Annotated in this window: 24 protein-coding genes; 16 read left to right on the forward strand and 8 right to left on the reverse strand. The window is 71.2% G+C overall.

Features of this window, described 5'->3' with window-relative positions; translation table 11 throughout:
* The first annotated feature begins 139 nt into the window (after positions 1 to 139).
* The 11 genes from AMO33_RS06190 (at position 140) to AMO33_RS31340 (ending at position 10797) form a co-directional block, all read left to right on the forward strand.
* Positions 140 to 1501 (forward strand): MFS transporter, encoded by a 1362-nt coding sequence (locus AMO33_RS06190; RefSeq protein WP_011209348.1) that lies wholly within the window; start codon positions 140 to 142, stop codon positions 1499 to 1501.
* Positions 1502 to 1548: 47 nt separating this feature from the next.
* The gene (locus AMO33_RS06195) at positions 1549 to 2208 is read left to right on the forward strand and encodes a response regulator transcription factor (RefSeq protein ID WP_011209347.1); all 660 of its coding nucleotides are present in this window, start codon (positions 1549 to 1551) and stop codon (positions 2206 to 2208) included.
* Between the two features lie 4 nt (positions 2209 to 2212).
* On the forward strand, positions 2213 to 3637 hold the full coding sequence (locus tag AMO33_RS06200) for a sensor histidine kinase (protein ID WP_060591145.1): 1425 nt from the start codon (positions 2213 to 2215) through the stop codon (positions 3635 to 3637).
* A complete protein-coding gene (locus tag AMO33_RS06205) occupies positions 3634 to 4557 on the forward strand; it encodes a TAXI family TRAP transporter solute-binding subunit (protein ID WP_060591147.1) in 924 nt (307 codons plus the stop codon). Before AMO33_RS06200 ends, AMO33_RS06205 begins: the two co-directional genes overlap by 4 nt.
* Positions 4558 to 4685: 128 nt before the next feature.
* Positions 4686 to 6062 (forward strand): alanine/glycine:cation symporter family protein, encoded by a 1377-nt coding sequence (locus AMO33_RS06210; protein ID WP_060591149.1) that lies wholly within the window; start codon positions 4686 to 4688, stop codon positions 6060 to 6062.
* A gap of 97 nt (positions 6063 to 6159) precedes the next feature.
* Positions 6160 to 7350 carry an NAD(P)/FAD-dependent oxidoreductase gene (locus tag AMO33_RS06215; RefSeq protein ID WP_060591151.1) on the forward strand — a complete coding sequence of 397 codons (1191 nt, stop codon included), beginning with the start codon at positions 6160 to 6162 and terminating at the stop codon, positions 7348 to 7350.
* A complete protein-coding gene (locus AMO33_RS06220) occupies positions 7347 to 8237 on the forward strand; it encodes an RNA polymerase sigma-70 factor (protein WP_060591152.1) in 891 nt (296 codons plus the stop codon). The genes AMO33_RS06215 and AMO33_RS06220 overlap by 4 nt, the downstream gene beginning before the upstream one ends.
* Positions 8238 to 8714: 477 nt before the next feature.
* The gene (locus tag AMO33_RS31330) at positions 8715 to 8969 is read left to right on the forward strand and encodes a hypothetical protein (RefSeq protein WP_139337492.1); all 255 of its coding nucleotides are present in this window, start codon (positions 8715 to 8717) and stop codon (positions 8967 to 8969) included.
* Between the two features lie 117 nt (positions 8970 to 9086).
* Positions 9087 to 9308 carry a hypothetical protein gene (locus AMO33_RS06225; protein WP_060591154.1) on the forward strand — a complete coding sequence of 74 codons (222 nt, stop codon included), beginning with the start codon at positions 9087 to 9089 and terminating at the stop codon, positions 9306 to 9308.
* A complete protein-coding gene (locus AMO33_RS31335; RefSeq protein ID WP_060591156.1) occupies positions 9293 to 10195 on the forward strand; it encodes a hypothetical protein in 903 nt (300 codons plus the stop codon). Before AMO33_RS06225 ends, AMO33_RS31335 begins: the two co-directional genes overlap by 16 nt.
* A gap of 62 nt (positions 10196 to 10257) precedes the next feature.
* Positions 10258 to 10797, forward strand: coding sequence for an LpqN/LpqT family lipoprotein (locus AMO33_RS31340; RefSeq protein WP_076573443.1), 540 nt, complete (start codon positions 10258 to 10260; stop codon positions 10795 to 10797).
* Between the two features lie 478 nt (positions 10798 to 11275).
* Here AMO33_RS31340 and AMO33_RS06240 read toward each other — a convergent pair whose 3' ends face one another.
* From AMO33_RS06240 to AMO33_RS06250, 3 genes are all read right to left on the reverse strand, one after another.
* A complete protein-coding gene (locus AMO33_RS06240; RefSeq protein ID WP_240327440.1) occupies positions 11276 to 13003 on the reverse strand; it encodes a hypothetical protein in 1728 nt (575 codons plus the stop codon).
* Between the two features lie 75 nt (positions 13004 to 13078).
* On the reverse strand, positions 13079 to 14278 hold the full coding sequence (locus AMO33_RS06245) for an RNA polymerase sigma factor (protein ID WP_060591160.1): 1200 nt from the start codon (positions 14276 to 14278) through the stop codon (positions 13079 to 13081).
* Entirely contained in the window at positions 14278 to 14685 is a 408-nt protein-coding gene (locus AMO33_RS06250) for a YciI family protein (protein WP_011209339.1), read from the reverse strand. Before AMO33_RS06250 ends, AMO33_RS06245 begins: the two co-directional genes overlap by 1 nt.
* A 400-nt stretch (positions 14686 to 15085) precedes the next feature.
* Between AMO33_RS06250 and AMO33_RS06255 the strand changes: the two genes are divergently transcribed.
* Complete coding sequence (locus tag AMO33_RS06255; protein WP_139337493.1) at positions 15086 to 15400, forward strand: hypothetical protein; 315 nt, start codon at positions 15086 to 15088, stop codon at positions 15398 to 15400.
* A 51-nt stretch (positions 15401 to 15451) separates the two neighbouring features.
* Here AMO33_RS06255 and AMO33_RS32165 read toward each other — a convergent pair whose 3' ends face one another.
* The gene (locus tag AMO33_RS32165; protein WP_170916108.1) at positions 15452 to 15901 is read right to left on the reverse strand and encodes a hypothetical protein; all 450 of its coding nucleotides are present in this window, start codon (positions 15899 to 15901) and stop codon (positions 15452 to 15454) included.
* A gap of 242 nt (positions 15902 to 16143) precedes the next feature.
* Here AMO33_RS32165 and AMO33_RS06265 point away from each other — a divergent pair, with 242 nt between their 5' ends.
* On the forward strand, positions 16144 to 16881 hold the full coding sequence (locus tag AMO33_RS06265) for a sulfite exporter TauE/SafE family protein (protein WP_060591164.1): 738 nt from the start codon (positions 16144 to 16146) through the stop codon (positions 16879 to 16881).
* A gap of 12 nt (positions 16882 to 16893) precedes the next feature.
* Here AMO33_RS06265 and AMO33_RS06270 read toward each other — a convergent pair whose 3' ends face one another.
* Genes AMO33_RS06270 through AMO33_RS06280 form a run of 3 tightly spaced genes read right to left on the reverse strand, consistent with a single transcriptional unit; the run spans position 16894 to position 21101 of the window.
* Positions 16894 to 17550 carry a nitroreductase family protein gene (locus tag AMO33_RS06270; protein WP_170916109.1) on the reverse strand — a complete coding sequence of 219 codons (657 nt, stop codon included), beginning with the start codon at positions 17548 to 17550 and terminating at the stop codon, positions 16894 to 16896.
* A gap of 27 nt (positions 17551 to 17577) precedes the next feature.
* The gene (locus AMO33_RS06275; RefSeq protein ID WP_060591165.1) at positions 17578 to 19290 is read right to left on the reverse strand and encodes an ABC transporter ATP-binding protein; all 1713 of its coding nucleotides are present in this window, start codon (positions 19288 to 19290) and stop codon (positions 17578 to 17580) included.
* On the reverse strand, positions 19287 to 21101 hold the full coding sequence (locus AMO33_RS06280) for an ABC transporter ATP-binding protein (RefSeq protein WP_060591167.1): 1815 nt from the start codon (positions 21099 to 21101) through the stop codon (positions 19287 to 19289). The genes AMO33_RS06275 and AMO33_RS06280 overlap by 4 nt, the downstream gene beginning before the upstream one ends.
* A 177-nt stretch (positions 21102 to 21278) precedes the next feature.
* On the opposite strand from AMO33_RS06280, the gene AMO33_RS06285 reads away from it, so the two are divergent.
* The gene (locus AMO33_RS06285; RefSeq protein ID WP_060591168.1) at positions 21279 to 21866 is read left to right on the forward strand and encodes a TetR/AcrR family transcriptional regulator; all 588 of its coding nucleotides are present in this window, start codon (positions 21279 to 21281) and stop codon (positions 21864 to 21866) included.
* Here the strand turns inward: AMO33_RS06285 and AMO33_RS06290 are convergent.
* The gene (locus AMO33_RS06290; protein WP_060591169.1) at positions 21863 to 22354 is read right to left on the reverse strand and encodes a nitroreductase family deazaflavin-dependent oxidoreductase; all 492 of its coding nucleotides are present in this window, start codon (positions 22352 to 22354) and stop codon (positions 21863 to 21865) included. The two genes, AMO33_RS06285 and AMO33_RS06290, sit on opposite strands and share 4 nt — an antisense overlap.
* A gap of 115 nt (positions 22355 to 22469) precedes the next feature.
* On the opposite strand from AMO33_RS06290, the gene AMO33_RS06295 reads away from it, so the two are divergent.
* Complete coding sequence (locus AMO33_RS06295; protein WP_011209330.1) at positions 22470 to 23132, forward strand: TetR/AcrR family transcriptional regulator; 663 nt, start codon at positions 22470 to 22472, stop codon at positions 23130 to 23132.
* A 32-nt stretch (positions 23133 to 23164) separates the two neighbouring features.
* Positions 23165 to 24160 carry a GlxA family transcriptional regulator gene (locus AMO33_RS06300; RefSeq protein WP_060591170.1) on the forward strand — a complete coding sequence of 332 codons (996 nt, stop codon included), beginning with the start codon at positions 23165 to 23167 and terminating at the stop codon, positions 24158 to 24160.
* The last annotated feature ends 13 nt before the right edge of the window (positions 24161 to 24173 follow it).

The following is a 24173-nucleotide window of genomic DNA, read 5'->3' on the forward strand; positions in this document are numbered from 1 at the left end:
AGCTTAGGGCGCGCGGGCGCCGGGACCGATCGTCCTAAGGGAGTGTTAGGAAACGTCCGCGAGCCTTCCGTCACCCTTGTGACTGCCGACACACTCCTTTTCCGACAGACGCGACGCTGCGTCCGGAAAAGGAGATTCAGTGACTACGACACAGCCTGGGAGCGAGCGGCGGGTCGTCGCGAACGTGCTGCGGGGATCGATCGGCAACCTCGTCGAGTGGTACGACTGGTACGTCTACGCGGCGTTCAGCGTGTATTTCGCCAAGGCGTTCTTCCCCGAGGGCGATGCGACCGCCCAGTTGTTGTCCACCGCGGCGGTGTTCGCCGTCGGCTTCCTGATGCGTCCGCTCGGCGGCTGGGCGTTGGGCCGCTACGCCGACCGGTTCGGCCGCCGCTCCGCGCTCACCCTGTCGGTGACCGTGATGGCGGCCGGTTCGCTGCTGATCGCGGTGACGCCCGGCTATGCGACGATCGGCATCGCCGCCCCGGTGATCCTGCTGCTGGCGCGGCTGCTGCAGGGTCTGTCGGTGGGTGGCGAGTACGCGACCAGCGCGACCTACCTGTCGGAGGTCGCCTCCAAGGGCAGGCGCGGGTTCTACTCCAGTTTCCAGTACGTCACGCTGGTGGCCGGCCAGCTGACCGCGCTCGGGGTGCAGATCCTGCTGCTGCAGGTGCTCACCGACGACCAGATGCACAGCTGGGGCTGGCGCATCCCGTTCGTGATCGGCGCGACCGGCGCCCTGGTGGTGATGTGGCTGCGGCGCGGCATGGACGAATCCGAGCAGTTCCGCGCCGTCGAGGCCGACGAGTCCGGCGCGGCGCCCGCGGCAGCCCGCGGTTCGCTGCGGATGCTGCTGCGGTATCCGCGGGAGTGCCTGCTGGTGGTGGGCCTGACGCTGGGCGGCACGGTGGCGTTCTACACCTACACGACCTACATGCAGAAGTTCATGATCAACACCTCCGGGCTGGAGAAGGGCACGGTCGCGTGGATCAACTTCGTCGCGCTGCTGGTGTTCGTGGTGCTGCAACCGCTGGCGGGCGGATTGTCCGACCGGATCGGCCGGCGCAAGCTGCTGATCTTCTTCGGCGTGGGCGGCACCGTGCTGACCGTGCCGATCATGATGGTGCTCGCGCAGACCAGCAATCCGCTGGCCGCGTTCGGCCTGATGATGCTGGCGCTGGTGATCGTGACCGGGTACACCTCGATCAACTCGATCGTCAAGGCCGAACTCTTCCCGACCAAGATCCGCGCGCTCGGCGTCGGCCTGCCCTACGCGCTGACCGTCGCCATCTTCGGCGGCACCGCCGAGATGATCGCGCTGGCGTTGAAGAAGGCGGACCTGGAGGCGGTGTACTTCTTCTACGTCGCCGGCTGCGTCGCGATCTCGCTGGTCACCTACTACTTCATGCGGGAGACCTCGGCCGAGTCCACCATCGACGGCGACACCGCGCAGCCGGTGGACGGCGGGCCCGAGCGGGATCTGACCGGCGCGCGCGCCTGAGCGGCCGGCGACCCGGACGGAACTGCTCGGTGTGAAAGGATCGGCACGTGCGACTGGCGGTGGTCGAGGACGACGACGGTGTGGGTGATGCGCTGGTGGAGGCGCTCACCGCCCGCGGCTTCCGTGCCGACCGCAAGCGCCGCGGCGCCGAACTCCTGCTCGATCATCGCGGCTACGACGCGGTGATCCTGGACCTCGGCCTGCCCGACGGCGACGGGCTCCAGGTGCTGCGGCAGCTGCGCGAGGTGAGTTCGGTGCCGGTGCTGATCCTGACCGCGCGCAGCGACGAGCGCTCGGTCGTGCGGGGCCTGCGCGGCGGCGCGGACGACTACCTGGTGAAGCCACCGCGGATCGCGGAGCTGATGGCGCGCCTGGAAACCGTCACCCGGCGTGCCGCGGTGGCCGCGCAACCGCCGCGTCGGGAGGTGGTCACCGGGGACGTGCGGGTGGACCTGGTGGCGCGGGTCGTCGAGGTGGCCGGGTCACCGGTGCCGTTGACGCAGAAGGAGTTCGAGCTGGTCGAGGCGCTGGTGGAGCGGCCGGGCGCGGCGGTGAGCCGCCAGCAGCTGATGGACCGGATCTGGGGCGATGCCTTCGTCGCGGTGTCCCGGTCGCTGGATGTGCACATGACCGGGCTGCGGGCCAAGTTGAACCGGCCGGGGCTGATCACGACGATCCGCGGCTACGGCTACCGGTGGGGGCAGTGAGCCGATGCGGCGCAGGCTGCTGGTCGCGCTGACGGTGTTCGCGGCGATCGCGGTGCTCGCGTTCGCCGTGCCGCTCTCGCTCACCTACGCCACCAGCCGCACCCAGCAGCTGGTGCTCGGCCGCTCCGGCGACGCCGACCGGTTCGCCTCGCTCGCCGACGCGGTGGCCACCGCCGAGGGCGACACCGCCGCGCTGGTCGAGGAGGTCACCGGCTACCACGCCCTCTACGGCGAGAACGTGCTGGTCGTCGACGCGCGCGGCGCGACGACCGTCAACGCCGGGATCGATACCGCCGACCCGGACGTCGCCGCCGCGGTGGCTGCCGCCCGCCGCAATCAACAGCCGCAACCGGCGGTGCGGCTGCTGCCGTGGAGCGCGGCCACGATGCTCATCGCCCGGCCGGTCGGCACCGGCGTGCAGGTCAACGGGGCGGTGGTGATCCAGGCGTCCACCACCGCGGCCCGCGCCGACATCACCCGGGCCTGGACGGTGATCGTGCTGGGCGCGGTGCTGGCCATGCTGGTGTTCATGCTGTTGGCGGTGACGTTGAGCCGGTGGGTGCTGCGGCCGCTGGCGGCACTCTCGGACGCCGTGGCCGAACTCACCGCGACACTGCCGACCCCGCCGCCGGGCACGCCCGACCCGGCCGCACCCACCTCGCTCACCCGCCGCCACGGCGGCCCGCCGGAGATGCGCGCGGTCGCGCAGTCCTTCGACGCGATGGCGCGGGCGGTCGCCGATTCGGCGCACGCGCAACGTCAGCTGGTCGCCGACACCGCGCACGCCATGCGGAATCCGCTGGCCGCGTTGACGATCCGGCTGGATTCCCTCGAACCCGCCGTCCCCGAGAGCGCCGCGCCGACCTTCCGCAAGGCGAGCGCGGAGGTCGAACGACTGACCACGCTGCTCGACGGGCTGCTGACGCTCGCCGTCGCCGAGACACCGGCCGCCTTCCCGGCCGAGGCGGACCGCGACCGCTGCGACGCGGTGCAGGTGGTCGCCGACCGGGTGGACGCCTGGCATTCGGCGTTCCACGCCGCCGAGCAGACCCTGGAGGCCGCGGACGCGATGGGCAGTACCGAGGTGGCCGTGCCCGCCGACACCCTCGCCCAGATCCTCGATGTGCTGCTCAGCAACGCGAACCGGTACGCGGGGGCGGGCACGCGCACCGTGATCGCGGTGACGCGCGAGCCGGACGGTGTGACGGTGACGGTGCGCGACGACGGCGCCGGGGTGCCCGCGCCCGAACTCGACCGGCTCACCACGCGGTTCTATCGCGGCTCGACGGCTCCGGCCGGCGGGTCCGGGCTCGGCCTGCCGATCGCCGCGGCGCTGGCGCAGGCCAGGGGCGGGCGGCTCACCGTCGCCGCGGCCGACCCGCACGGGCTCGCGGTCTCGGTGCACCTGCCCGCGGCGGTGCCGGCATGAGTGTCTCCCCGGTGCGCGGATTATCGCGTCGCGGCTTGCTGATGCTGGCGGGGCTCGCGGCGGCGAGCGCCTGCGCGGGCGGTGATCCGCCCGCGGTGCGGTTGGCGTCGGGCGAGGTCGGCGGCTTCTATTACGCCTTCGCCCGCCTGCTCGCCGAGGCCGCGGCGCGGGCGGGCACGGTCCGGATCGAGACCGTGGTGACCGCGGGGTCGCAGGAGAATCTGGCCCTGCTCGCCGAGGGCCGGGTGGATGCCGCACTGGCACTGGCGGATTCGGCGCGGGAGGCCGGGCCCGGGCTGCTCGCGCTCGGCCGCGTCTACGAGAACTACCTCCAACTGGCCGTGCGCACCGACAGTCCCGTCCACACCGTCGCCGAGCTGCGCGGCGCCCGCGTCAACCTCGGGGCCACCGGCTCGGGGGCGGCCATGACCGGCGAGCGCCTGCTGCTCGCGGCCGGACTGGACCCGGCGACCGACGTCCTCGTCACGCATCAACCGTTGCGCGAGGCGGTGGCCGCCCTGTCGGGCGGCGCGCTCGACGCGTTGCTGTGGGCGGGTGGCGTGCCCACCGCGGCGCTGGCGGTGCCGTCGCGGATGCGGCTGCTGGAGCTGGGGCAACTCGCCGCCCCGCTGCGGGCCCGCTACGGCCCGGTCTACGACCGCGTGCAGATCCCCGCCGACGCCTATCCGGGCGGGCCGACCGTGCACACCGTGGGCGTGGCCAACCTGTTGCTGGCCGCGCCCGCGATGAGCGCGGAGGCAGCCGCCGCGATCGTGGACCTGCTGCTCACCCGCACCGACGAGCTCGTGCCCGCCGAGGCCGCGGGTACCCAATTCCTCGACGCGCGGCCGCTGATCGGCACCGGGACGGTGCCGCTGCACCCGGGTGCGGCCGAGGAGTACCGGCGCCGACACGGGTGAGACCGCACCCCCGGCCCGCCGGGGTGGAAGAGCGGCGGTGATTGAATGCCTAGTCGGCGCGATTCGCGCGATGGTTGCCCGTGGCCCTCCGGGTCCGGGGTGAAGCACGAAGACGGTACGAGGAGAGTATGGACGCGTTCCTGAGCGAAGCCAGCGACTTCATCTGGGGTCCGTGGCTGCTGATCCCGCTGTTGCTGCTGACCGGGCTCTACCTGACCGTGTTGTTGCGCGGTGTGCAGTTCCGCCACTTCGGCCTGGCGTTCTGGCTGGCGTTCGTCAAGCGCCGCGACCACGACGCCGAGGGCGACATCTCGCACTACCAGGCGCTGTCGACGGCGCTGGCCGCGACGGTGGGCGTGGGCAACATCGCCGGTGTCGCGACCGCGATCGCGCTCGGCGGGCCGGGCGCGGTGTTCTGGATGTGGTGCACCGGCCTGGTCGGCATGGCGACCAAGTACTCCGAGGCGTTCCTCGGGGTGCGGTTCCGGCGCACCGACGCCGCCGGTGAACAAGCCGGTGGTCCGATGCACTACCTGCGGCAGGGCATCAAGGGGCCGCTGGGCGTGTTCCTCGGCGGGTTCTTCGCCGTCGCCGGAGTGTTCGCCTCCTTCGGCATCGGCAACATGACCCAGGCGAACACGGTGGCGGCCAACGTCGAATCCGAGTGGGGCCTGCCGACCTGGGCGACCGGCGTGATCATCACCGCACTCACCGCCGCGGTGATCCTCGGCGGCATCAAGAGCATCGGGCGCGTGACCAGCCTGTTCGTGCCGTTCATGATCATCGTCTACATCCTCGGCGCCGCCGCGGTGCTGGCGTTCAACATCGCCGAGGTGCCCGCCGCGATCGGGCTGATCGTCACCGACGCCTTCACCGGCACCGCGGCGACCGGCGGCTTCGTCGGCGCCGGCGTGGCCGCGGCGATCCGATACGGCGTCGCCCGCGGCATCTTCTCCAACGAATCCGGCCTCGGCACCGGCGGCATCGCGGCGGCCGCGGCGCAGACCACCCACCCGGTGCGGCAGGCGCTGGTGTCGATGACCCAGACCTTCATCGACACCCTCGTCGTGGTCAGCTTCACCGCGCTCACCATCGTCGTGACCGGGGTGTGGAAGGGCGAGGGATCGCCCGCGACCTTCACCGCCGAGGCGTTCCGCCAGGGCCTGCCCGGCGACTGGGGCAGCGTCATCGTGACCGTGGGCGTCATCCTGTTCGCGTTCTCGACCGTGCTCGGCTGGTCCTACTACGGCGACCGCTGCGTCGAATACCTCTTCGGCCGCCGGCTGGTGCTGCCCTACCGGATCGTGTTCATCGCCGTGGTCTACGTCGGCGCGACCCGCGAACTGGCCACGGTGTGGACCTTCTCCGATGTCGCCAACGGCCTGATGGCCCTGCCCAACCTCGTCGGCCTGCTGATCCTGTCCCCGCTGGTGTATCGGGAGACCAAGGCCTACTTCGACGGCAGGCAACCCGAAGACGAGCGGACGAAAGTCACCGTCGACTGACCGACCACCACCGTCGAGTAATCTGCATCACACTGTGTCAGGTTTCTCGGGTTCCCGGTGTCTTGTGCTCGAACCCTCGCAACGAAGGAGAGACAGCATGAGCGGGAACATCCAGGTGGTCGTCGTCGGCGGCGGGTACGCCGGGGTGATGGCGGCCGACCGGCTGACCCAGCGCGCGGACGTGCGGGTGACCGTGGTGAATCCGCGACCGCGGTTCGTGCCGCGGCTGCGGTTGCACCAGCTGGTCGGCGGGACGCACGACGCGGTCGTCGACTACACCGACGTGCTCGCCGATGGCGTCGAGTTGGTAGCGGACACCGTCACGCGGATCGACGCGCAGGCCAGCACGGTGGAGCTGGCCGGCGGCGGCACGCTCGGCTACGACTACCTGGTCTACGCGGTGGGCAGCCTCGCCGCGACACCCCCGGTGCCCGGCGTCGCCGAATTCGCCTACCCCCTGGCCACCTTCGAGGCGGCGCAGCGGCTGCGCTCGGCGCTGCTGGATACCCCGCAGTCGGCGGCGGTGACGGTGGTCGGGGGCGGCCCGACCGGCATCGAGACCGCCGCCGAACTGGCCGAGCAGGGCCGCGCGGTGACCCTGGTGTGCGGCGGGACGCTCGCGCCGTACCTGCACGCCAAGGCGCGGCGCACCGCCCGCCGATACCTCACCCGCCTGGGCGTGGAGGTGCTCGAAGGCCCCGAGGCAACGGTCACCGCGGTCACCCGCGACACCGTCGAACTCGGCGGCGGACACGCGGTGCGCAGCGCGATCACCATCTGGGCCGCGGGCTTCGGTGTCCCCGATCTTGCCGCGCGCAGCGGCCTGCGCACCGACGCCGCGGGCCGGTTGCTCACCGACGAGACGCTCACCAGCGTCGACGACGAACGCATCGTCGCGGCGGGCGACTCCTCGGCGCCTTCGGGGCTGCCGTTCCGGATGAGCGCCTACGCCGCGGGTTGCCTCGGTGCCCACGCCGCCGACACCCTGCTGAGCCGGATGGCCGGACGGCAGCCCGCGCCGATCGACCTGTCCTTCTCGGCGATGTGCATCAGCTTCGGCCGCACCGCGGGCATCTTCCAGCTGGCCCACAAGGACGACACCGCGATGCCGATCTACTTCCCCGGTCCGGTCGGCAAGAAGCTGAAGGAAGTGTCGTGCGAGTTCAGCGTCAAGCATCTGGTGACCGAGGCGCGCAAGCCCGGCTCGCACAAGTGGATGAAGGACGGCAAGCACCGGCCCGCCCAGCTGGCGGCCCGGCAGCAGGACGCGGCGACCCCGGTCGCATGAGTACGTCGGCCGCGGCGACGGAAACCTTTCTCGCCCATCGCAATCTGCTGTTCACCGTCGCCTACGAGATGCTCGGCTCGGCGGCCGACGCCGACGACGTCCTGCAGGAGACATGGCTGCGCTGGACCGCCGTCGACACCGCCGAGGTGCGCGAACCGCGCGCCTACCTGGTGCGCATCACCACCCGCCAGGCCCTCAACCGCCTGCGCTCGGTGAAACGCCGCCGCGAGTCCTATGTGGGCTCCTGGCTGCCGGAGCCGCTGCTGACCACCCCCGACGTCGCCGCGGACGCCGAACTGGCCGACAGCGTCTCGATGGCGCTGATGCTCGTGCTCGAGACGCTGTCCCCGACCGAACGCGCGGTGTTCGTGCTGCGCGAGGCGTTCGGATTCGGCTACGACGAGATCGCCGCCGCGGTCGACAAGACCCCGGCCGCCGTGCATCAGATCGCGCACCGCGCCCGCCGCCACGTCGAGGCGCGCCGCCCACGCCGGTCGGTGCCGCCCGGGCAGGCGCAGGCCGCGCTGGCAGCGTTCCAGCGGGCCCTGGAGGACCGCGACATCCAGGGCCTGTTGGACGTGCTCGCCCCCGACGTGGTCGCGATCAGCGACGGCGGCGGGATCAAGCAGGCCAACCCGCGACCGGTGGTCGGCGCCGACAAGGTGGCCCGGTTCGTCGTCGGCGGCCTCGCCAGGCACCGGGTCGCGCTCACCGCCGAGCCGACGCTGGTCAACGCCGCTCCCGCACTGGCACTGCACATCGACGGCGAGCTCGACGGCGTGCTCGCGATGCAGCTCGCGGACGACCGGATCACCGGTCTGTACTACGTGCGCAACCCACAGAAACTGACCCACCTCGACACCGAGGCACCGCTCACCCTCCGATGAAGGCCCGACAGTTCAGGAGCCGACATGAACACCTCGGCATGGCCTGCCACCGCGGCGCGCCGGTGGCAGGTCGTCACATCTGCCGGACATCGCCCGATCCCACAGCTGCCTGCTCACTCGGATCGGCTGCTGCATCCGGAAAGCCGCCCAGCTCGTGACGTTGGATGCGGCCAAGCGACCTCCCGAGACAACGAAGCTTCCGGCAGCAAACCACCGAGGGCTTCGGAACCAAAAGGCCCCAGCCGGTAGAGGCCCCGAAGGGTGCGGCCCACCGGCTTGTCCTTCGGCGCGCACCGCAGCCACGCAAGCCCGGCTGCACCGGAGATCTCGAGATGCCCAGGTGGAACAGCACGATCGGGCCTGTGATGAGGTTGCGGACGAGTCGGCTTCCCGCTCATGCCGACGGCTGGGCGGGTGGAACCGACTGCTGGGCGAGGACGTCTATACTCGTGATCGTTCTGAAAGGGGGGTGGTTCTGTGGCGTTCGAGGTCGATCCAGATTCCTTGCGTCAGGCGGCAGCCGCGTTGGCGTTGTTGCCGCATGAGATCGAGAAGGCCAAGCGGTTGGATGCGGGCGCTGCTGCCCGGGCGTTGCCTGGTTCGGCGGTGGGGGTATCGCTGAGTGCGTCCGATGGGCACAGCACTACGGCGAAGAATGTGCTGAAGGCGCGGTTCAATCACTGGTCGGGGTTGATGGTGGTTGCCGCAGTGGGCGAACGCCACCGCTTATGACGATCTGGCCGTAGCGTGCGTAGGAGCCTACAACGCGATGAACCAGCCGCTGGCGGAGCTGAAGTCGATCTATCGCACCTCCATCACCGGCAGGGTGACGGAAGCCGCGGACAAGGGGTGCTGAAGTGGGTCGAAACCTGGGCTACCTCCAAGGACGGGCAATGGTCGACCGGCTTCAGCAGGCTGGGCATCGTCGGTAACGTGATCGGTACCGTGCCCGCGATCGCCAACGACATCAACGGCGGCATGGATCCCACGAAGGCGATCGTGAGCGAGGGCGCTGGAACGGCCGCGGGAATGGGTTTGGTCTCCAAGAGCATTCAGTGGATCTGGTCATGAGACCGCCGAACTCCGCACCGGTCCTGTCCATTCCGCGGCAGTGGGATGGGCGCCATTCCCGTGCCGCGGCGTGGCTCTCGGCTGCGGCGGCGGTCTTCTTCGCGCTCATCATGCTGTTGTGGTTGGTGATGGCGGCGCGTGGCGTTGGCAACGGTCTCGCGGTCCCGCTCGGCCGTCTCGGTGTGGCGATGCTCAGCGCCGGCGCGGTCGGGCTCTTCGCCGCCCGGGCGTTGTCATTGTTCCCGCGCGCGAGCGCGCGGCTAGGCCCCCCGGTCACAACGCATACGGACCCCGACTGGGGTCTGGGAGTCCGGCTCGAACAGAACTCCCAGGTCCTGCCGCTGATCTTGATCCTGGCCGGCTGCGCCCTCTACGGGGCGATGGCGTGGTGGTCGTGGCAGTCCGGCGCCGGAGCGGAGCTGCTCCCGTTCTCCCGCGACAACAGCGGTGGAGCCGGCGTCGCGCTGGTGATGGCCATCGCCGCCGCCATCTGCGTGCTGTTGATGGTGTTCGTCCGCGTCACCCGCATCTCGTATGAGATGTATCCAGCGGGAATCGTCTGCCGAACCCCCCTGCGCGCCACCACACGCATCGGCTGGGAGGAGATCACAGAGATCCGAGGCCGAGAACGCAGGCTCTCGGCCTACAACACCGAAGCCCCCGTCGTAACCGCGGTACTGGCCGACCGGTCCATGCGGCCGCGGCACCCTCTCTTCGACGACGTCGGAGAATTCGGCATTCCGGCCTGCATCCTCCGCTGCGACTCCAACCTGCTGCTGGGATTGGTGGCCCACCTGCACATCACCCCACCCGACCGCGCGCTGCTGGCCTCGCCGTCTGTGCTGCCTTGGTTCACCGTGCACTACCACCAGCAACCCGCTCGGTGATCCTCACACCTGTCGGCCCCACACCGGAGAACTGCCCCATCAGCGTCTGGAAGCGAGACCCCGTGAGCGAAAGTATCGCCGAATATCTATACAACCGATCCGTGCGATGCGTCCCCGTGCATCCTGACACCATCGGCGCACCCCAGGTTTGGGTCGATCTCCCGGCCGCCTGGGTTCCGATCGGACGAGAAGTCGCCCCGGGGGCGTACCTGGCATGGGCTCACGCACCCACCGGAATCGACAACGCCGAATGGGTCGACAATATCGTCATCATGGTCGGCCGGCTCACCGCCCGCGTGGACACTTGGGAGTTGATGGACCGCGCGTTCGTGGACTCCCGCCGTCTCCCATCCTGGACCGAGACCTCGCACGGATACGACGATTGCTGCGGCTACCGATCAGCCGTCATCACCGGCAGCTACGTCGGCGGAGACCGACAAGTTCACGCCACCACCCGCTACCTACTCGTACGTGGCGACGAATTCGATTTCCTCGTGCAGTACACCGTGACCGTCGAGTCGCACTCACCCCAACACCACCTCATCGACACCCCGCCACCACTCAAAATCGACCCGCCTCTGCACATCACGACAGCCCTCTAGAACCGGTCCACCCGCGAGGACCGTCACGCAGACATCCAGTTCCCGACAGCAGGCTTTGGTCCCGGTGGGGTCACCTGGGTTCGGAAGCCACATGGACCGGGGCGAGGCAGGCAGTCGGAAGTGGCAGCAGAGTCCGGACTCGCCGCGCCGGGCAGGGCCGGGTTTCAGCCACCGGCGGGGCACCGAATGTGGCAGCGACCTCTGGTGCTTCAGTACCGGCGGGGCCGAGGGTTCTGGAATGCACAACGCCGCAGGTCCGTGGACCTGCGGCGTTCCCGCGAACGGGGGTCGGCACCAGGCAAGCGCCTCTCGGCGAGTGGTCGCTCGTAGCGACGAAGGGTGCGGCCCGGGGCTGCCCGAGGCGCCGACAGCATCTACAACGGCGGCCCGCGCGGAGATCTTCCACCCGTCGGGGTGACGTGCGGCACACCGCGTGGCGCGGAGGTGGCGGGGTACGGGTGGTCTGGTCCGGCCCCGGTCAGCTCGGTGCGACGGCGAAGGCGGCCAGCTGGGTCGAGACCGTCTCCGGGCGACCGTCGTTCTGCTCGGCAGCGGCGGTCACCACGTCGAGATGGTTGTAGCCGGGCAGGTCGACGACGCGACCGGGCGTTTCCGGCGGGGGCCGCACGCCCACGCCGTCGGCGGCGACGAAGGTGATCGTCGGCGCGCCGGTGGCGGCGTCGGGGTAGCGGCGGTGTCGATCGATGCCGGGGCCGCCGGGAGTGGCGGTGTCGAGGGTGAGGCGCGTGGGGAAATACCACTCCGTGAAGTCCAGGGGTGGTTCGCACAGATCGCGGGCGAGTTCGTGGACGGAGGTGATCTCGCTGTCCGGTGTGGTGGCGTCGAAGCGGGCCGGGTCGACGGCGTCGTAGTCGCTCCAGCGGTAGACGGTGCCGGGGTCGAACCCGGTGGGGGCGAACTTCTTCGCGGTGCCGAACAGCGCCGGGCCGAGTGGGAGTGCGGCGGCTGCCGCGGTGGGCAGCGGGAAGGACTTCGGGCCCACAGGGGTGCCGGGGGCGAGGAAACCCGTGCTGGCTTGCAGGAAGGCGAACGGTTGGGAGTTGTCGTCGAGGATCGCGCCGAGCACGGCGGTGTTGGTGGCATGCAGAGTGCGGATGTCGGGATGGCCGGTGAACACCGCGCGGTGGTCCTGGGCGAGTAGAACCCGCAGCGTCGCATCGACATTCGGATTGCGCGGCAGGCGCGCGACGATCTGGTCGACCCCCTCGGGCTCGAGATGCGCCGCCAGGCCGGCCAGCGCGAGCAGGTTCATCGTCTCCGGGTTGATCACCGCCGGGGCGGCCAACACCGGTAGCGCGGTGCCCACCCGTCCGGTCCCGGCGGCGAGCACCGCGGCCACGGCGGGCGGCAGATCGGGCAGTTCGGCCTGCGGCATCAGCGCCGCCGGGTCGGCGCTGACGGCGGTGTCGAGGGCGAAGTACCCGGCGCACTGCCGGTGGCCGGCGTCGTCGGTGGTGGCCGGGTCGCCGTCGAAATCCCATTCGGCGAAGTTGCCGGTGATCAGTCCACCGAGGGAGTGCCCGCCGCACAGCACCTTTCGCGCGCGGACCGCCGGGTCGGGCAGCTCGGCGCGCAGCAGGTCGTACTGGTCGCGCAGTGTCTGTGCCAGACCTTGATTCGCCAGCCAGGCCACCGCGGGTCCGTCGACGGGAAATCCGGCGAAGCGCCTGCCATCGATCTCCGCGCCGCCGAAGTAGTAGGCGGTGGCGACGTCGAGCGAGCCCGTCCGCAGGCCCGTGAGGCGTCCGGTGTGGTCTTCGAGGCAGTTGGAACGGCGGTCCAGCGCCCAGAATTCGAGGTGCGCGCCCTGCCGCGCGGCGGCCGCGACGGTGTTGCGGGCCAGGCTCTCGAAAGCGCTCGCCCCCTCGAAGATGCCGGGCTGGGCGACGAGGATGCGATCGGCGCGGGCTGCCTCGTCGGGGCCCGCGGCCGAGCGGAACCGCAGGTAGGACAGTTGATCACACTCGGGGGGACGGGGCCCGGCCGAGGCGGGCAGCGGCAGGTGCCTGCGTACCACCGACGAGATCACCGACGGCACCGACGAAGTGGACGGATAGACCCACTCGATCCGCTCGCTGACGTCCGGGTCCGCCGCCGACAGTGCCGATACCGATACCGCGATCAGGGTGATGCTGCAGGACATGCTCGCGATCCGCGAGAGCAGACGCCAGGGGACACGGATCACGCTGCACTCCTCACCGACCGCGCACGTCCCCGGGTGGTCGCGGGAGTGCGCGACTGTCCGGCGAAGATAGCAGGATCACCCGGGCCCGTACGGCGGTTTCGTCGCGGCTCGGTCTTCGTCCGCCAGCCGCTGGTGCAGTGCGGCCGCGCGGAGGGTGAGGTGGTTGCGCTCGGCCAGATTGTCCGCCTGTTCGGCGGCTTCGACGTAACGGCGGGCCGCGGTGGCGAGTTCGCCTGCCTTCTCGTGGAGGTAGGCGTCCGCGGCGGTGTACCGCGGGAGTCCGGGGTCGAGATCGGCGAGCGCGGCCAATCCGGCGCGCGGGCCGTCCGCTTCGCCGAGGGCGACGGCGCGGTTGAGTCGCACGATCGGGCTGTCGGTGAGCCGCACCAGCTCGTCGTACCACTCGACGATCTGCACCCAGTCGGTCTCGGCCGCGGTCGGCGCGTCCGCGTGCAGGGCGGCGATGGCGGCCTGGGCCTGGTACTCCCCCAGCCGGTCGCGCGCCAGTGCGGTCTGCAACACCGCGATCCCCTGCGCGATCAGGTCGCGCCGCCACCGGGTGCGGTCCTGTTCGGCCAGCGGTACCAGGCTGCCGTCGTCGCGGGTGCGGGCCGGACGGCGGGCATGGTGCAGCAGGAACAGGGCGAGCAGCCCGGCCACCTCCGGATCGTCGGTGGCGGCGGCGAGTTGCCCGGCGAGCCGGATCGCTTCGGCGGCCAGGTCGACATCGCCGCTGTATCCCTCGTTGAACACCAGGTAGAGCGTGCGCAGCACGGTGCGCAGGTCACCCGGCGTATCCAGCCGGATCTCGCTCACGGTGCGCTTGGCGCGGCTGATGCGTTGCGCCATGGTCGCTTCGGGCACCAGGTAGGCCCGCGCGATCTGGCGGGTGGTGAGCCCGCCGACCGCCCGCAGCGTCAACGCGACGGCCGAGGCCGGGGTGAGGCTCGGATGCGCGCACAGGAAATACAGCTGCAGCGTTTCGTCGACCGAGGCGGCCGGCCCGGGCGGCGGTTCGTCGAGCATCCGTTCCTCGCGCCGCCGCCGGGCGGTGTCGGAGCGGGCCAGGTCGAGGAAGCAGCGCCAAGCCGTGGTGATCAGCCAACCCTTCTCGTCGGCGGGGTGCTGCCGCGGCCAGGTCTCGACCGCCCGCACCAGCGCCTCCTGCACCGCGTCCTCGGCCGTCGCGAAATCCGCCCCGCGGTGGACGAGGGCCGCCAGCACCCCGGGGATCAAGGCGCGCAGCCGCGCCGCGTCCATCGCGTCGGCGGCCATCACTCGGTGACGGTCGGCGGGGCGGTGAGGAACGGGCGCACCTCGAGCCACTCGTGGATCGGTGCGCCGCCCGCACCGGGCGCGGCCGACAGCTCGCCCGCGAGCTCGACGGCGCGGTCCTGGGAGTCCACGTCGATGATCATCCAGCCCGCGATCAGATCCTTGGTCTCGGCGAACGGGCCGTCGGTGACGGGTGGCTTACCCTCGCCGTCCGAGCGCACCCACATGCCCTCCGGAGCGAGGGCCTGCCCGTCGACGAATTCGCCGCTGGCCTCCAGCCGCGCCGCGAAGTCGTTCATGTACTGGACGTGCGCGTGGATCTCCTCGGGCGTCCACCGATCCATCGGCACGTCGTTGACCGCCGCCGGAGCGCCGCGGTAGTGCTTGAGAAGCAGGTACTTGGCCATGACGTTCTCCCTTCGGGAATTGCGACCCTAGTTGGTCTCGTACCCCTGGGACGGAACCGCGGACGCGTTCTCGACATCTCCCGGGAAGAATTTTCTCGCCGGTGCCGGCAAGCGGTGTACCGAGTCGGGCGGAATCGACGTAAGTGGGTGTTCCTTCTCAGGATGACCATCCGAGTGCCGATGATGCCGACCGGGTGCGCGCGCGATCGCGATCAGCGCGCGAACCCGCCAGCCGCTCATCGCTACGCCGACATTTCCGCAGTTGGATGCCCGGTCGGCCATCCGTCTTCCCTGCGACCGCGCGACCCGTAGCGGACGCCGATCTCCTCGATTCGCCGCACCATCGGGCCCCTTCGCCCCTACTATGTTAATGACAATTCACGACCAAAGGAGCGCAATGATGCGTACCCCCCTTCGTCTCGCCACCGCTTCGGTGGCCGCGGCGTCCCTCGTCGCCGCCGCCGCGAGCGCCGCGGCCGCGCCTGCCGAGCCGGGCCCGGCCCACGCCATCCCCGTCGCCGTGAGCACCGGTTCGTCGATGGTGGACAGTGGCGCGGCCGCGCTGGAGTCTGCCGGGTACCACCTCGGGCGTGGTGACTTCCTCGGGTTGCTGGTCCTCGTCGGCGTCACCCCGTTCCAGATGCTGACCGGCGCCGTCTGCGATCTGGGCACCGGCTCGGGGCTGCCGGTCCCGTGCACCCGGCCGAAGTACTAGCGGCCACGGTCGGACCCTCCGGTTGCCGTCGGTCGGCGACCGGAGCCGCCTCTACCCCACCGACGACCGCATCGCGGTCGATTCCGCGCTTCCCGCGCGCCGCCGATACGGCAGCGCGAACATGTACAGCCCCGAGACCAGCAGCGCCAGCAGCGGGATCAAGGGCAGATACGACACCCAGACGATCGGCTCCGGCAGCGACAGCGCGACGAAGGTCGCGAGCACCGTCACCGTGAAGGCGACGGCGGACCAGCGGTGCAGCCGCCGCACACCCGCCGCCCGCGCCGGCGGTCCGCCCGCGTCCGCGCTCCGCCGCCCGCGCCACCACAGCGCGTACAGGCCCGCACCGGAGAAGAACAACAGCGCCAGTGGCGGCAGTGGCAGATACGCCAGCCACGCCGGCCCCTGCGCCGCCATCGCCACCACGGTGACGACGACGCTGAGGGTGAAGACGATCGCCAGCACCCGGTGCGTCTGCCGGATTCCCTTGTTCCCGTTCATTGCGCCCTCCTCGAGCGGCGGATCCCTGCGATCCGCCCGTGCCTGCCGATGTCGATCGACGACGATGAGGACGACGCTATGGCGTCCGCGCCGACCTGCGCTTCTCGATTCCTGACCGGTTGCCGGTCCGGGTGATCGGCCGTTGTGATCTGCATCGGCTTCGGGCCGCCGGATTTGCCGCCCGCCGCCGCGAACGTCCAGAATCATCCGATGATTTGCGTGTCCGGTCGGGTGGCGGCCCGTTGAGCGTTCTCACCCTGAGCCTGGTGGCCCTGGCCGGGTTCTTCGCCGGCGTGATCGGGTACGTCACCGGGATCGCCTCGCTGATCTCCTATCCGGCGCTGCTGGCAGCGGGACTGCCCCCGGTCGCGGCCAATGTCACCAACACGGTGGCGATGGTCGCGGTCGGTGTCGGGTCCACCGCCAAGGCGGGTGCCGGGCACGCGGTCGAAGGCCGCACGCTCGCCCGGTACGCGGCGTACTCGGCGCTCGGCGGCACCGCGGGCGCGGCGCTGCTGCTGCTCACCCCCGCCGACGCCTTCGAGGTGGCGGTGCCGTTCCTGCTCGCGGCGGCCTCGCTGAGCCTGCTGGCGCAGCCGAAGCTGCGGGAGCTGGCCGGCGACCGGGAGTTTCCGCGGCTCTACCCGCTCGGCATATTCGCCGTCGCCGTGTACGGCGGCTATTTCGGGGCGGGCGTCGGGGTGATGTTCCTGGCGCTGATCCTGGTCTGCACCTCGGCCACCATGTGGCGGGCCGGGGTGCTCAAGAGCTTCCTCACCGGCATCGCGAATTTCGTGGCCGCCATCGGATTCGCCGTGTTCGGGCCGGTGCACTGGCTCGCGGCGGCGGCCATGGCGGTCGGCGCCTTCGCCGGCGGGTGGTGCGGACCGCCCTTGGTCGCGCGGCTGCCGCCGACGGCGGTCCGCATCGCGGTCGCCGTCTGCGGCACCGGCCTGGCTGCCTATCTGGCCCTGAGCTGACCCCGGGTCAGCTCACCACGAGTCGACATGCACGATCCGCGCCATGTCGACCCGGGCGGCGGGCTTGAAGTCGGTGCCCTTGGTGTAGGCGACGGGGATCAACGCCCCCTGCGACACCTTCTCGAAGGGGATGCCGAGCACCTCGGCCGCCTCCCGCTCGTACTTCAGATGCAGGGTGGTCCACGCCGTGCCGAGCCCACGGGCGCGGGCCGCCAGGCAGAAGCTCCACACCGCCGGGAACAACGACCCCCAGTGCGAGGCGCTGGCCGCACCGGAGACGTTGTCGACGCGCCCCCACAGGCACGGCACCAGCAGCACCGGCACCTCCCCCATCTTCTCGGCCAGGTACTCCGCCGAATCGGCGACCCGGCGACGCGTGGCATCCACCGCCGGATCGCCGGTGGCCTTGGTGCCCAGGTACTCCGGTGCGTCCCGGTATTCGGCGAACCCGCGCCGGTACAGCTCCCCCAACCGCCTGCGCTTCTCGGCATCGGTGACCACCACCCAGTGCCAGCCCTGCCGGTTGGACCCCGACGGCGCCTGCACCGCGAGCTCGAGACATTCGCGCACGACCGCGAGCGGCACCTCGCGCTCCAGGTCCAGCCGCTTGCGCACGGTGCGGGTGGTCGACAACAGCTCGTCGGGGTTCAGGTCCAGCTCGATCGGCATGGTTCCGACCGTACGACAGGGCCGCGATCACGTGTGCGCCGGACTGGCTGCCGCGCGCCAGAAGTCGGCGTACCGACCGCCGCGGGCGAGCAGCTCGTCGTGGGTGCCCGCCTCGACGACGTGCCCGCCGTCGAGGAAGACGATGCGGTCGGCGGTGCGGACCGTGCGCAGCCGGTGCGCCACCATGACGACCGTGCGCCCGGCCATCAGCCGGGTGATGCCCGCGTGCACGGCGGCCTCGTTCACCGGGTCCAGGGCCGAGGTCACCTCGTCGAGCAGCACGATCGGGGCGTCCTTCAGCAGCGCCCGGGCGATCGAGACCCGTTGCCGCTCACCGCCGGACAGCAGGGCCCCGCCCTCGCCGACGTGGCTCGCCCAGCCGTCGGGCAGCCGCTCGATCACCTCGTCCAGGCGGGCGGCCGCCGCCGCGGCCCTGACCTCGGCGTCGGTGGCGTCGGGCCGGCCGAGGCGGACGTTGTCCTCGATGGTTCCGTCGAAGAGGTGCACGTCCTGGAAGACCACCGCGATGCGCGACATGAGCGTGTCGGTGTCGATGGCGCGCACGTCCACCCCGCCGATGCGCACCGCGCCCGCGTCGACGTCGGAGAAGCGCGCGAGCAGGTGCAGCAGGGTGCTCTTGCCCGCACCCGACGGGCCGACGACGGCGAGCCGTTGCCCTTCCGGCACCGTCAGGGTGACCCCGTCGAGCACGGGCCGATCGCCGTGGGCGAAGGTCACCGCGTCGAAGGCGAGGTCGTGCCGCTGCGGCCGGATCGGTTCGGCGGGTTCCGGCAGCGGTTCGTTGCGCAGGACCGCGTCGAGTCGATGCAGTTCGGCGCGGGCGCCGCGCACCTGACTGCCGATGTCGGCCAGCGCGAGCAGCGGATCGGCGCAGCGGGCGGCCAACACCAGAATCGCCAGGACCTCGGCCACGTCGACGGTGCCGCCCAGGGCGAGGTAGGCGGCCAGCGCCAGCAGTGCGGTGAACATCGCCTGCACGGTGAGGGTCGCGCCGACCGCGCCGGTCAGCGCGGTCGCGATCTGCTTGCGGGAGGTGCGTTCGACAGCGCGCAGGGCGTCGTCGAGCAGGGCGAAGCGCTCGGCGGTTCGCCCGCCCGCGCGCAGTACCGGCTGCGCCTGCAAATACTCGACGACGCGGTTCGCGGCCTCGGTGTCGCGCTCGTGGCGTTCGGCGTCGCCCGCGGTGGCGGCCCGCGCGGTGACGGCCTGGGTGGCGGCGACGATCGGCACCGCGACCAGCGCGGCCAGCCCGAGCCGCCACTCGTAGGCGAGCATGACGGCGAGGATGGTCAGGGGCGTGACGGTCGCCGAGACCAGCGGGGCCAGCAGGTGGGCCAGCACGCTCAGCGCGGCGAGGACACCGCGTCCGGCCAGCACCGACACCTCCCCCACCCGCCCTGGGGTGTACCAGCCGACCGGCAACCGGGCCAGATGATCGCCGAGCCGGTGGTAGACCCCGCGCAACAGGGTGGTGCCGACGGTGAAACCGGACAGGTCGCTGCGGTAACGCAGCAGCGCGTACCCCGCCACGGCGGCCCCGAACGCGATCAGCCAGGGCTCGGCCTCGGCCGGGTTGTCGCCGAGCAGCGCCCGCAGCACCGGCACCACCAGGGCGTAGGACAGGCCCTCGGCCACGGCGGTGAGGGTCATCAGGGCGATGGTGCGGCGCACCGGGGGCGCGTAGTCGGGGCCGAGTACGCGCAACAGCGTGCGGATCATCGGGGTGCCTCTTCTCGCGAGGGGCGGTCGGCGACCGCGGTGCGGTGGGTTTCCCAGAGGGCGGCGAAGCGGCCGCCGCGGGCCAGCAGCTCACGGGGGCTGCCGCGTTCGACGATGGTGCCGTTGTCGAGTACCGCGACGGTGTCGGCGTCGGCGATGGTCTCGAGACGGTGCGCGATCACCAGGAGCGTGCGGTCGCCGCCGAGGGCGGACAGGGTCCGGCGCACCGCCTGTTCGGTCTGCGGATCGGCGAAGGCGGTCGCCTCGTCGAGTACCAGCACCGGCGTGGCGGCCAGCAGCGCGCGGGCGAGCGAAAGACGTTGCGCCTCACCGCCGGACAGGACCACATCGACGCCGACCACCGAGTCGTACCCGTTCGGCAGTTCCAGGATGCGGTCGTGGATGGCGGCGCCTCGCGCCGCCTGTTCGATGGCGTCGCGGTCGGCCTGCGGCACCGCGAGCGCGATGTTGTCCGCGATCGAGGCGCGCAGCAGCCGCACATCCTGGAAGACGAACGACACCGTCCGGTACAGCTGCGCGGGGGCGAGGTCACGCAGGTCGACGCCGCCGAGCCGGACCGATCCGTGGGTCGGGTCGAAGAATCGCGGAAGCAGTTGCACCAGGGTCGATTTGCCGCTGCCTGACGGGCCGACCAGGGCCGTGACGGTGCCGGGTTCGAGCACCAGGTCGATGCCGCGCAGCACGTCGCGGCCGGTGTCGTAGCCGAAACGCACGTCGCGCAGTTCGATCCGGTGCCCCCGCGGAACGGCGGGCCGCGCGGGCTCGGGCAGCGGCGGCTCGGCCAGCACCTCCCGGATCCGGCCGATCGCGCGGCGGGCGGCCTGGAGGTCGTCGAAGCCGTGCCCCAGTGCCGCGACGGGCGCGGTGAGTCCGAGGCCGAGCAGCAGGAACGGCAGCAGATCCGCCGGGGGCATGTCGCCGGCGCGGATCAGGACCGTGCCGCCGATCAGCACGGCCAGCAGGACGAACGGCGGCGACAGCGCCACCTGCATCGCGGCCGCCGGTCCGGCCAGGCCACGCACCATCCGCAAGAAGATGTCGGCGAATTCGTCGGCGGCGCGGTGGAACCGGCGATTGGCGCGACCGGCACCGCCGAACGTCTTGACCACCGCGATGCCCTGCACGAACTCCACCACCGAGTCCGCGATCCGGCACATCGCCGCGTCGAACTCCGCTTGTTCGCGTTGCCGCGCGGACGTCGTCATCAGCGGCACCACCGCCACGGCCAGCAGCACCGGAACGAGGGTGAGCAACGTCAGCCGCCAGTCCACGGTGAACAGATAGATCAGCGAGGCCGACGGCACCACGAAGGCGGAGACGAGTTCGCCCGGTGTGTGCGCGATGAACGGGTGCACAGCGCTGACGTCCTCGCCGACCACCTTCGCCAGCTCCCCGGTGCGCCGCCGGGAGAACCAGCCGATCGGCACCGTGCCCAGCCGGGCCGCGAGCTGCCGCCGGAACGCGAGTTGCACCCGGCTGTCGAGCAGATGCGCGAGCCCCGACGCCGCGGCGCCGCACACCAGCCGCACGAACAACCCGGCCGCGCCCGCGAGCACCACCGACCAGACCCGCCCCTCCTGGATCGGTGTCGGCGACAGGAGGATCCGGCCCAGCTCCACCACGGCCAGCAGCGGCACCAGACCCGCCAGCGCGCCGACGACCTGCAGCACGACCACGGCGGCGAAGCCCGGCAGATGCGGGCGCAGCAACCTCATCGCGGTCCGTTCGGGTGCGACCGCGGTGACCGGCCCGTCCTGCTCGCGTGCCTCGGCGAGATCGGTGGCCGTCATGATGCCCGTACCCGGATACCCGGCGTGACGCGCTCGGCGCCGTCGTCCCTGCCCATGCTCACTCCTCGCCGCTCGATGGCGGTACCGCTGTGTCCGATACCGCGCCCAGGTGAAACCGCCAGTTTCGATACCTGACGTATCGAAACCAAGAGTAGCGTAATGCACTAGGGTGTGGGCATGACGCGAGTGAGCAGCGAATCCGCTCGGCCACCGGGGCGGCCACGGTCCGGTCTGCACTCCGTGGTCTTCGCCGCCACCTTGCAGACGGTGCACGAGCTGGGTTATGCGCGCGCGACGGTCGATCGCATCGCGGCCGCGGCGGGCGTGGCGAAGACGACCGTCTACCGCCGCTGGCCGTCCAAGGGCGCGCTGATCATCGATTGCCTGCTCGACGCCTTCGGCCCGGTACCACTGGAGGGCGCGGACCGGGCCGAGATCATGACGGGTGCGATCCGTTGGATCGCGGGGAAGATCGCCGAGCCCGGCGTGGGCGACGCCTTCGCGGGTGTCTTCAGCGACGCGGTCAGCGATCCGGAGCTGCGCACCCTGTTGTCGACCCGCTTCCAGGATCCGTATCGGATCGCCGTTCAGGACGCGCTCGGCGAGTCCGAGCAACGGGTGCTGTTCTACATCGACGTCGTCGTCGGCACCCTGCTGCACCGGATGGGGATGACCGGTGCGCCGATGGTCGAGTCCGATGTCGAGGCATTGATCGAGATGACGCTGCGGTACTTCGGCACCGGCGACGAGGGTAACGGGCGCTAGGCCGACTCGCGGACGGGCGCCCGCCGCACCTGGAGGCACCGGTCCACGCGGAACAGCCGCAGCGTCAGGCGGGTTCCGGGCGAGAGGTGGGCGGCCACGGCGGCGGTCGGCACGAGCGCGGGCTGATCGACCGGCACGGTGGCACCGTCGGTGACCACCGTGGCCGAGCCCGCAGCGAGCACGTTGCGCAGCCAGTCGGCGCGGGTGCCGTAGGGCAGGGCGACGACATAGCCGGTGTCGGTGGGGATCACGTCGACGGGAGTGTCGTAGGTCCGGCCGGAGCGGCGGCCGACGTGCCGGATCAGCGCGCGGGGCGAGCCGGCCGTGCCGGCGTCCCGCAGGACGCGCCGGTTGGTGACCTTCTTGTTGAAGCGGCGCACGGTGTCGACGATCGGCGCGATCCGGTACCGCAGGCCGATCAGCAGGGTCGCCAACGCGAGCAGCGGAATCGCCACGATCAGCACGGCGAGAACAATCAGCACTTTCATCAGGACAACCGCCTTCGGGACCGCCTCGGCACGCCGCGGCTCACTTACGTTGTAAGTACCGTAGACTTACCGTGTAAGTACCGTCAATCCCCGTCCTGCCCACCCCCGGAGCCCCATGCCGCACCGCAACCCCGCTCGGCCACCCCTGACCCGGGATCGGATCCTCTCGGCCGCGGTCGATTTCGCCGACGCCAACGGCATCGATTCGCTCACCATGCGCCGTCTGGGCACCCTGCTCGGCGTGGAGGCGATGTCGCTCTACAACCACGTGCGCGGCAAGGCCGAGCTGCTCGACGGCATGGTCGACCTGGTCTTCGCCGAGATCGAGCTGCCCGATCCCGGCCTCGACTGGCGTGCGGCGATGGGCGCGCGGGCACGCTCGGTGCGCGCGGCGCTGGCACGGCACCGCTGGGCGATCGGACTCATGGAATCGCGCAAGGCGCCCGGTCCGGCCACTCTGCGCCACCACGAGGCGGTGCTCGGCTGCCTGCGCGGCGCCGGCTTCTCGCTGGCACTCACCGCGCACGCCTATGCCCTGATCGACAGCTACATCTACGGATTCGCCCTGCAGGAAGCCACGCTGCCGTTCGCCGCGCCCGCCGAGTCCGAGGAGGTCGCCCGCGAGATCATGGCCGGACTGCCCGCCACGGAGTTCCCGCACTTCACCGAACTGGCCGTCGGGCACGTCCTGCGACCCGGCTACGACTTCCGCGACGAATTCGACTACGGGCTCGACCTCATCCTGGACACCCTCGAGCAGCGCCGCACCGCCCCCTAGGCCAGAACCCGGATATCCGCTAAATTCCAGCCATGACGATCGTGGCGGTCCTCGCCTCCGAAGGCGCGGTGGGTTTCGAGGTGATGCTCCCGGGCGTGGTGTTCGGCGCGGCGAACACGGTCTGCGCGGACGATCGGTACGAGATCCGCATCGTGACGCCCGAGGAGGGGGCCACCACCGGCGCGGTCCACGGGCGGGTCCGGCTCCAGAGCGATTGGGGCATCGACACTCTCGCGACGGCCGACATCGTCGTCGTGCCCGGCCGCGACGACTACCGCACCGAGCCGTCCGCGGCGGTCTGCCAGGCGCTGCGCGCGGCCCTGGCCCGTGGCGCGCGGGTGGCCTCGGTGTGCGTCGGGGCGTTCACCCTCGCCGCGGCCGGGTTGCTGGACGGGCTGCGCGCGACCACCCACTGGGCGCACGCCGCGGAGCTGGCCCGCCGGTACCCACAGGTCGAGGTGGACCCGTCGGTGCTGTTCATCGACAACGGGCAGGTGCTCACCTCGGCGGGTATCGCCGCGGGGCTCGACGTCTGCCTGCACCTGGTGCGCCAGGATCTCGGCGCGCAGGTGGCCGCCGACACCGCCCGCCGGATCGTCATGCCACCGCAGCGCGACGGCGGCCAGGCCCAGTTCATCGCGCACGCCGACCCCGCCGACCCCGACACCTCGCTGCAACCGGTCCTGGATTGGATGCAGGCCAACCTGCACCGCCCGCTCACCCTCGACGACATCGCCGCGCACGGCGCGATGAGTGTGCGCAGCCTCAACCGCCGCTTCCGCGCCGAGATCGGGACCACCCCGTTGCAGTGGCTGCTGCGCGCCCGCGTGCACCGCGCGCAACAACTGCTCGAGACCACCGGCCTGTCGGTCGATCGGGTGGCCGAGGAGTCCGGCTTCGGCTCGGCCACCACCCTGCGCTATCACTTCACCCGGCTGACCCGGACTTCACCGCAGGCCTACCGCACCACCTTCCAGCACGGCGACGCCGGCGACCGAGAGCCGGCGTTGGCCAGATCTTCGCGATAGGTGTCCATCTGGC

The organism is Nocardia farcinica, from assembly GCF_001182745.1.
In the GTDB taxonomy this organism is placed as follows: domain Bacteria; phylum Actinomycetota; class Actinomycetes; order Mycobacteriales; family Mycobacteriaceae; genus Nocardia; species Nocardia farcinica.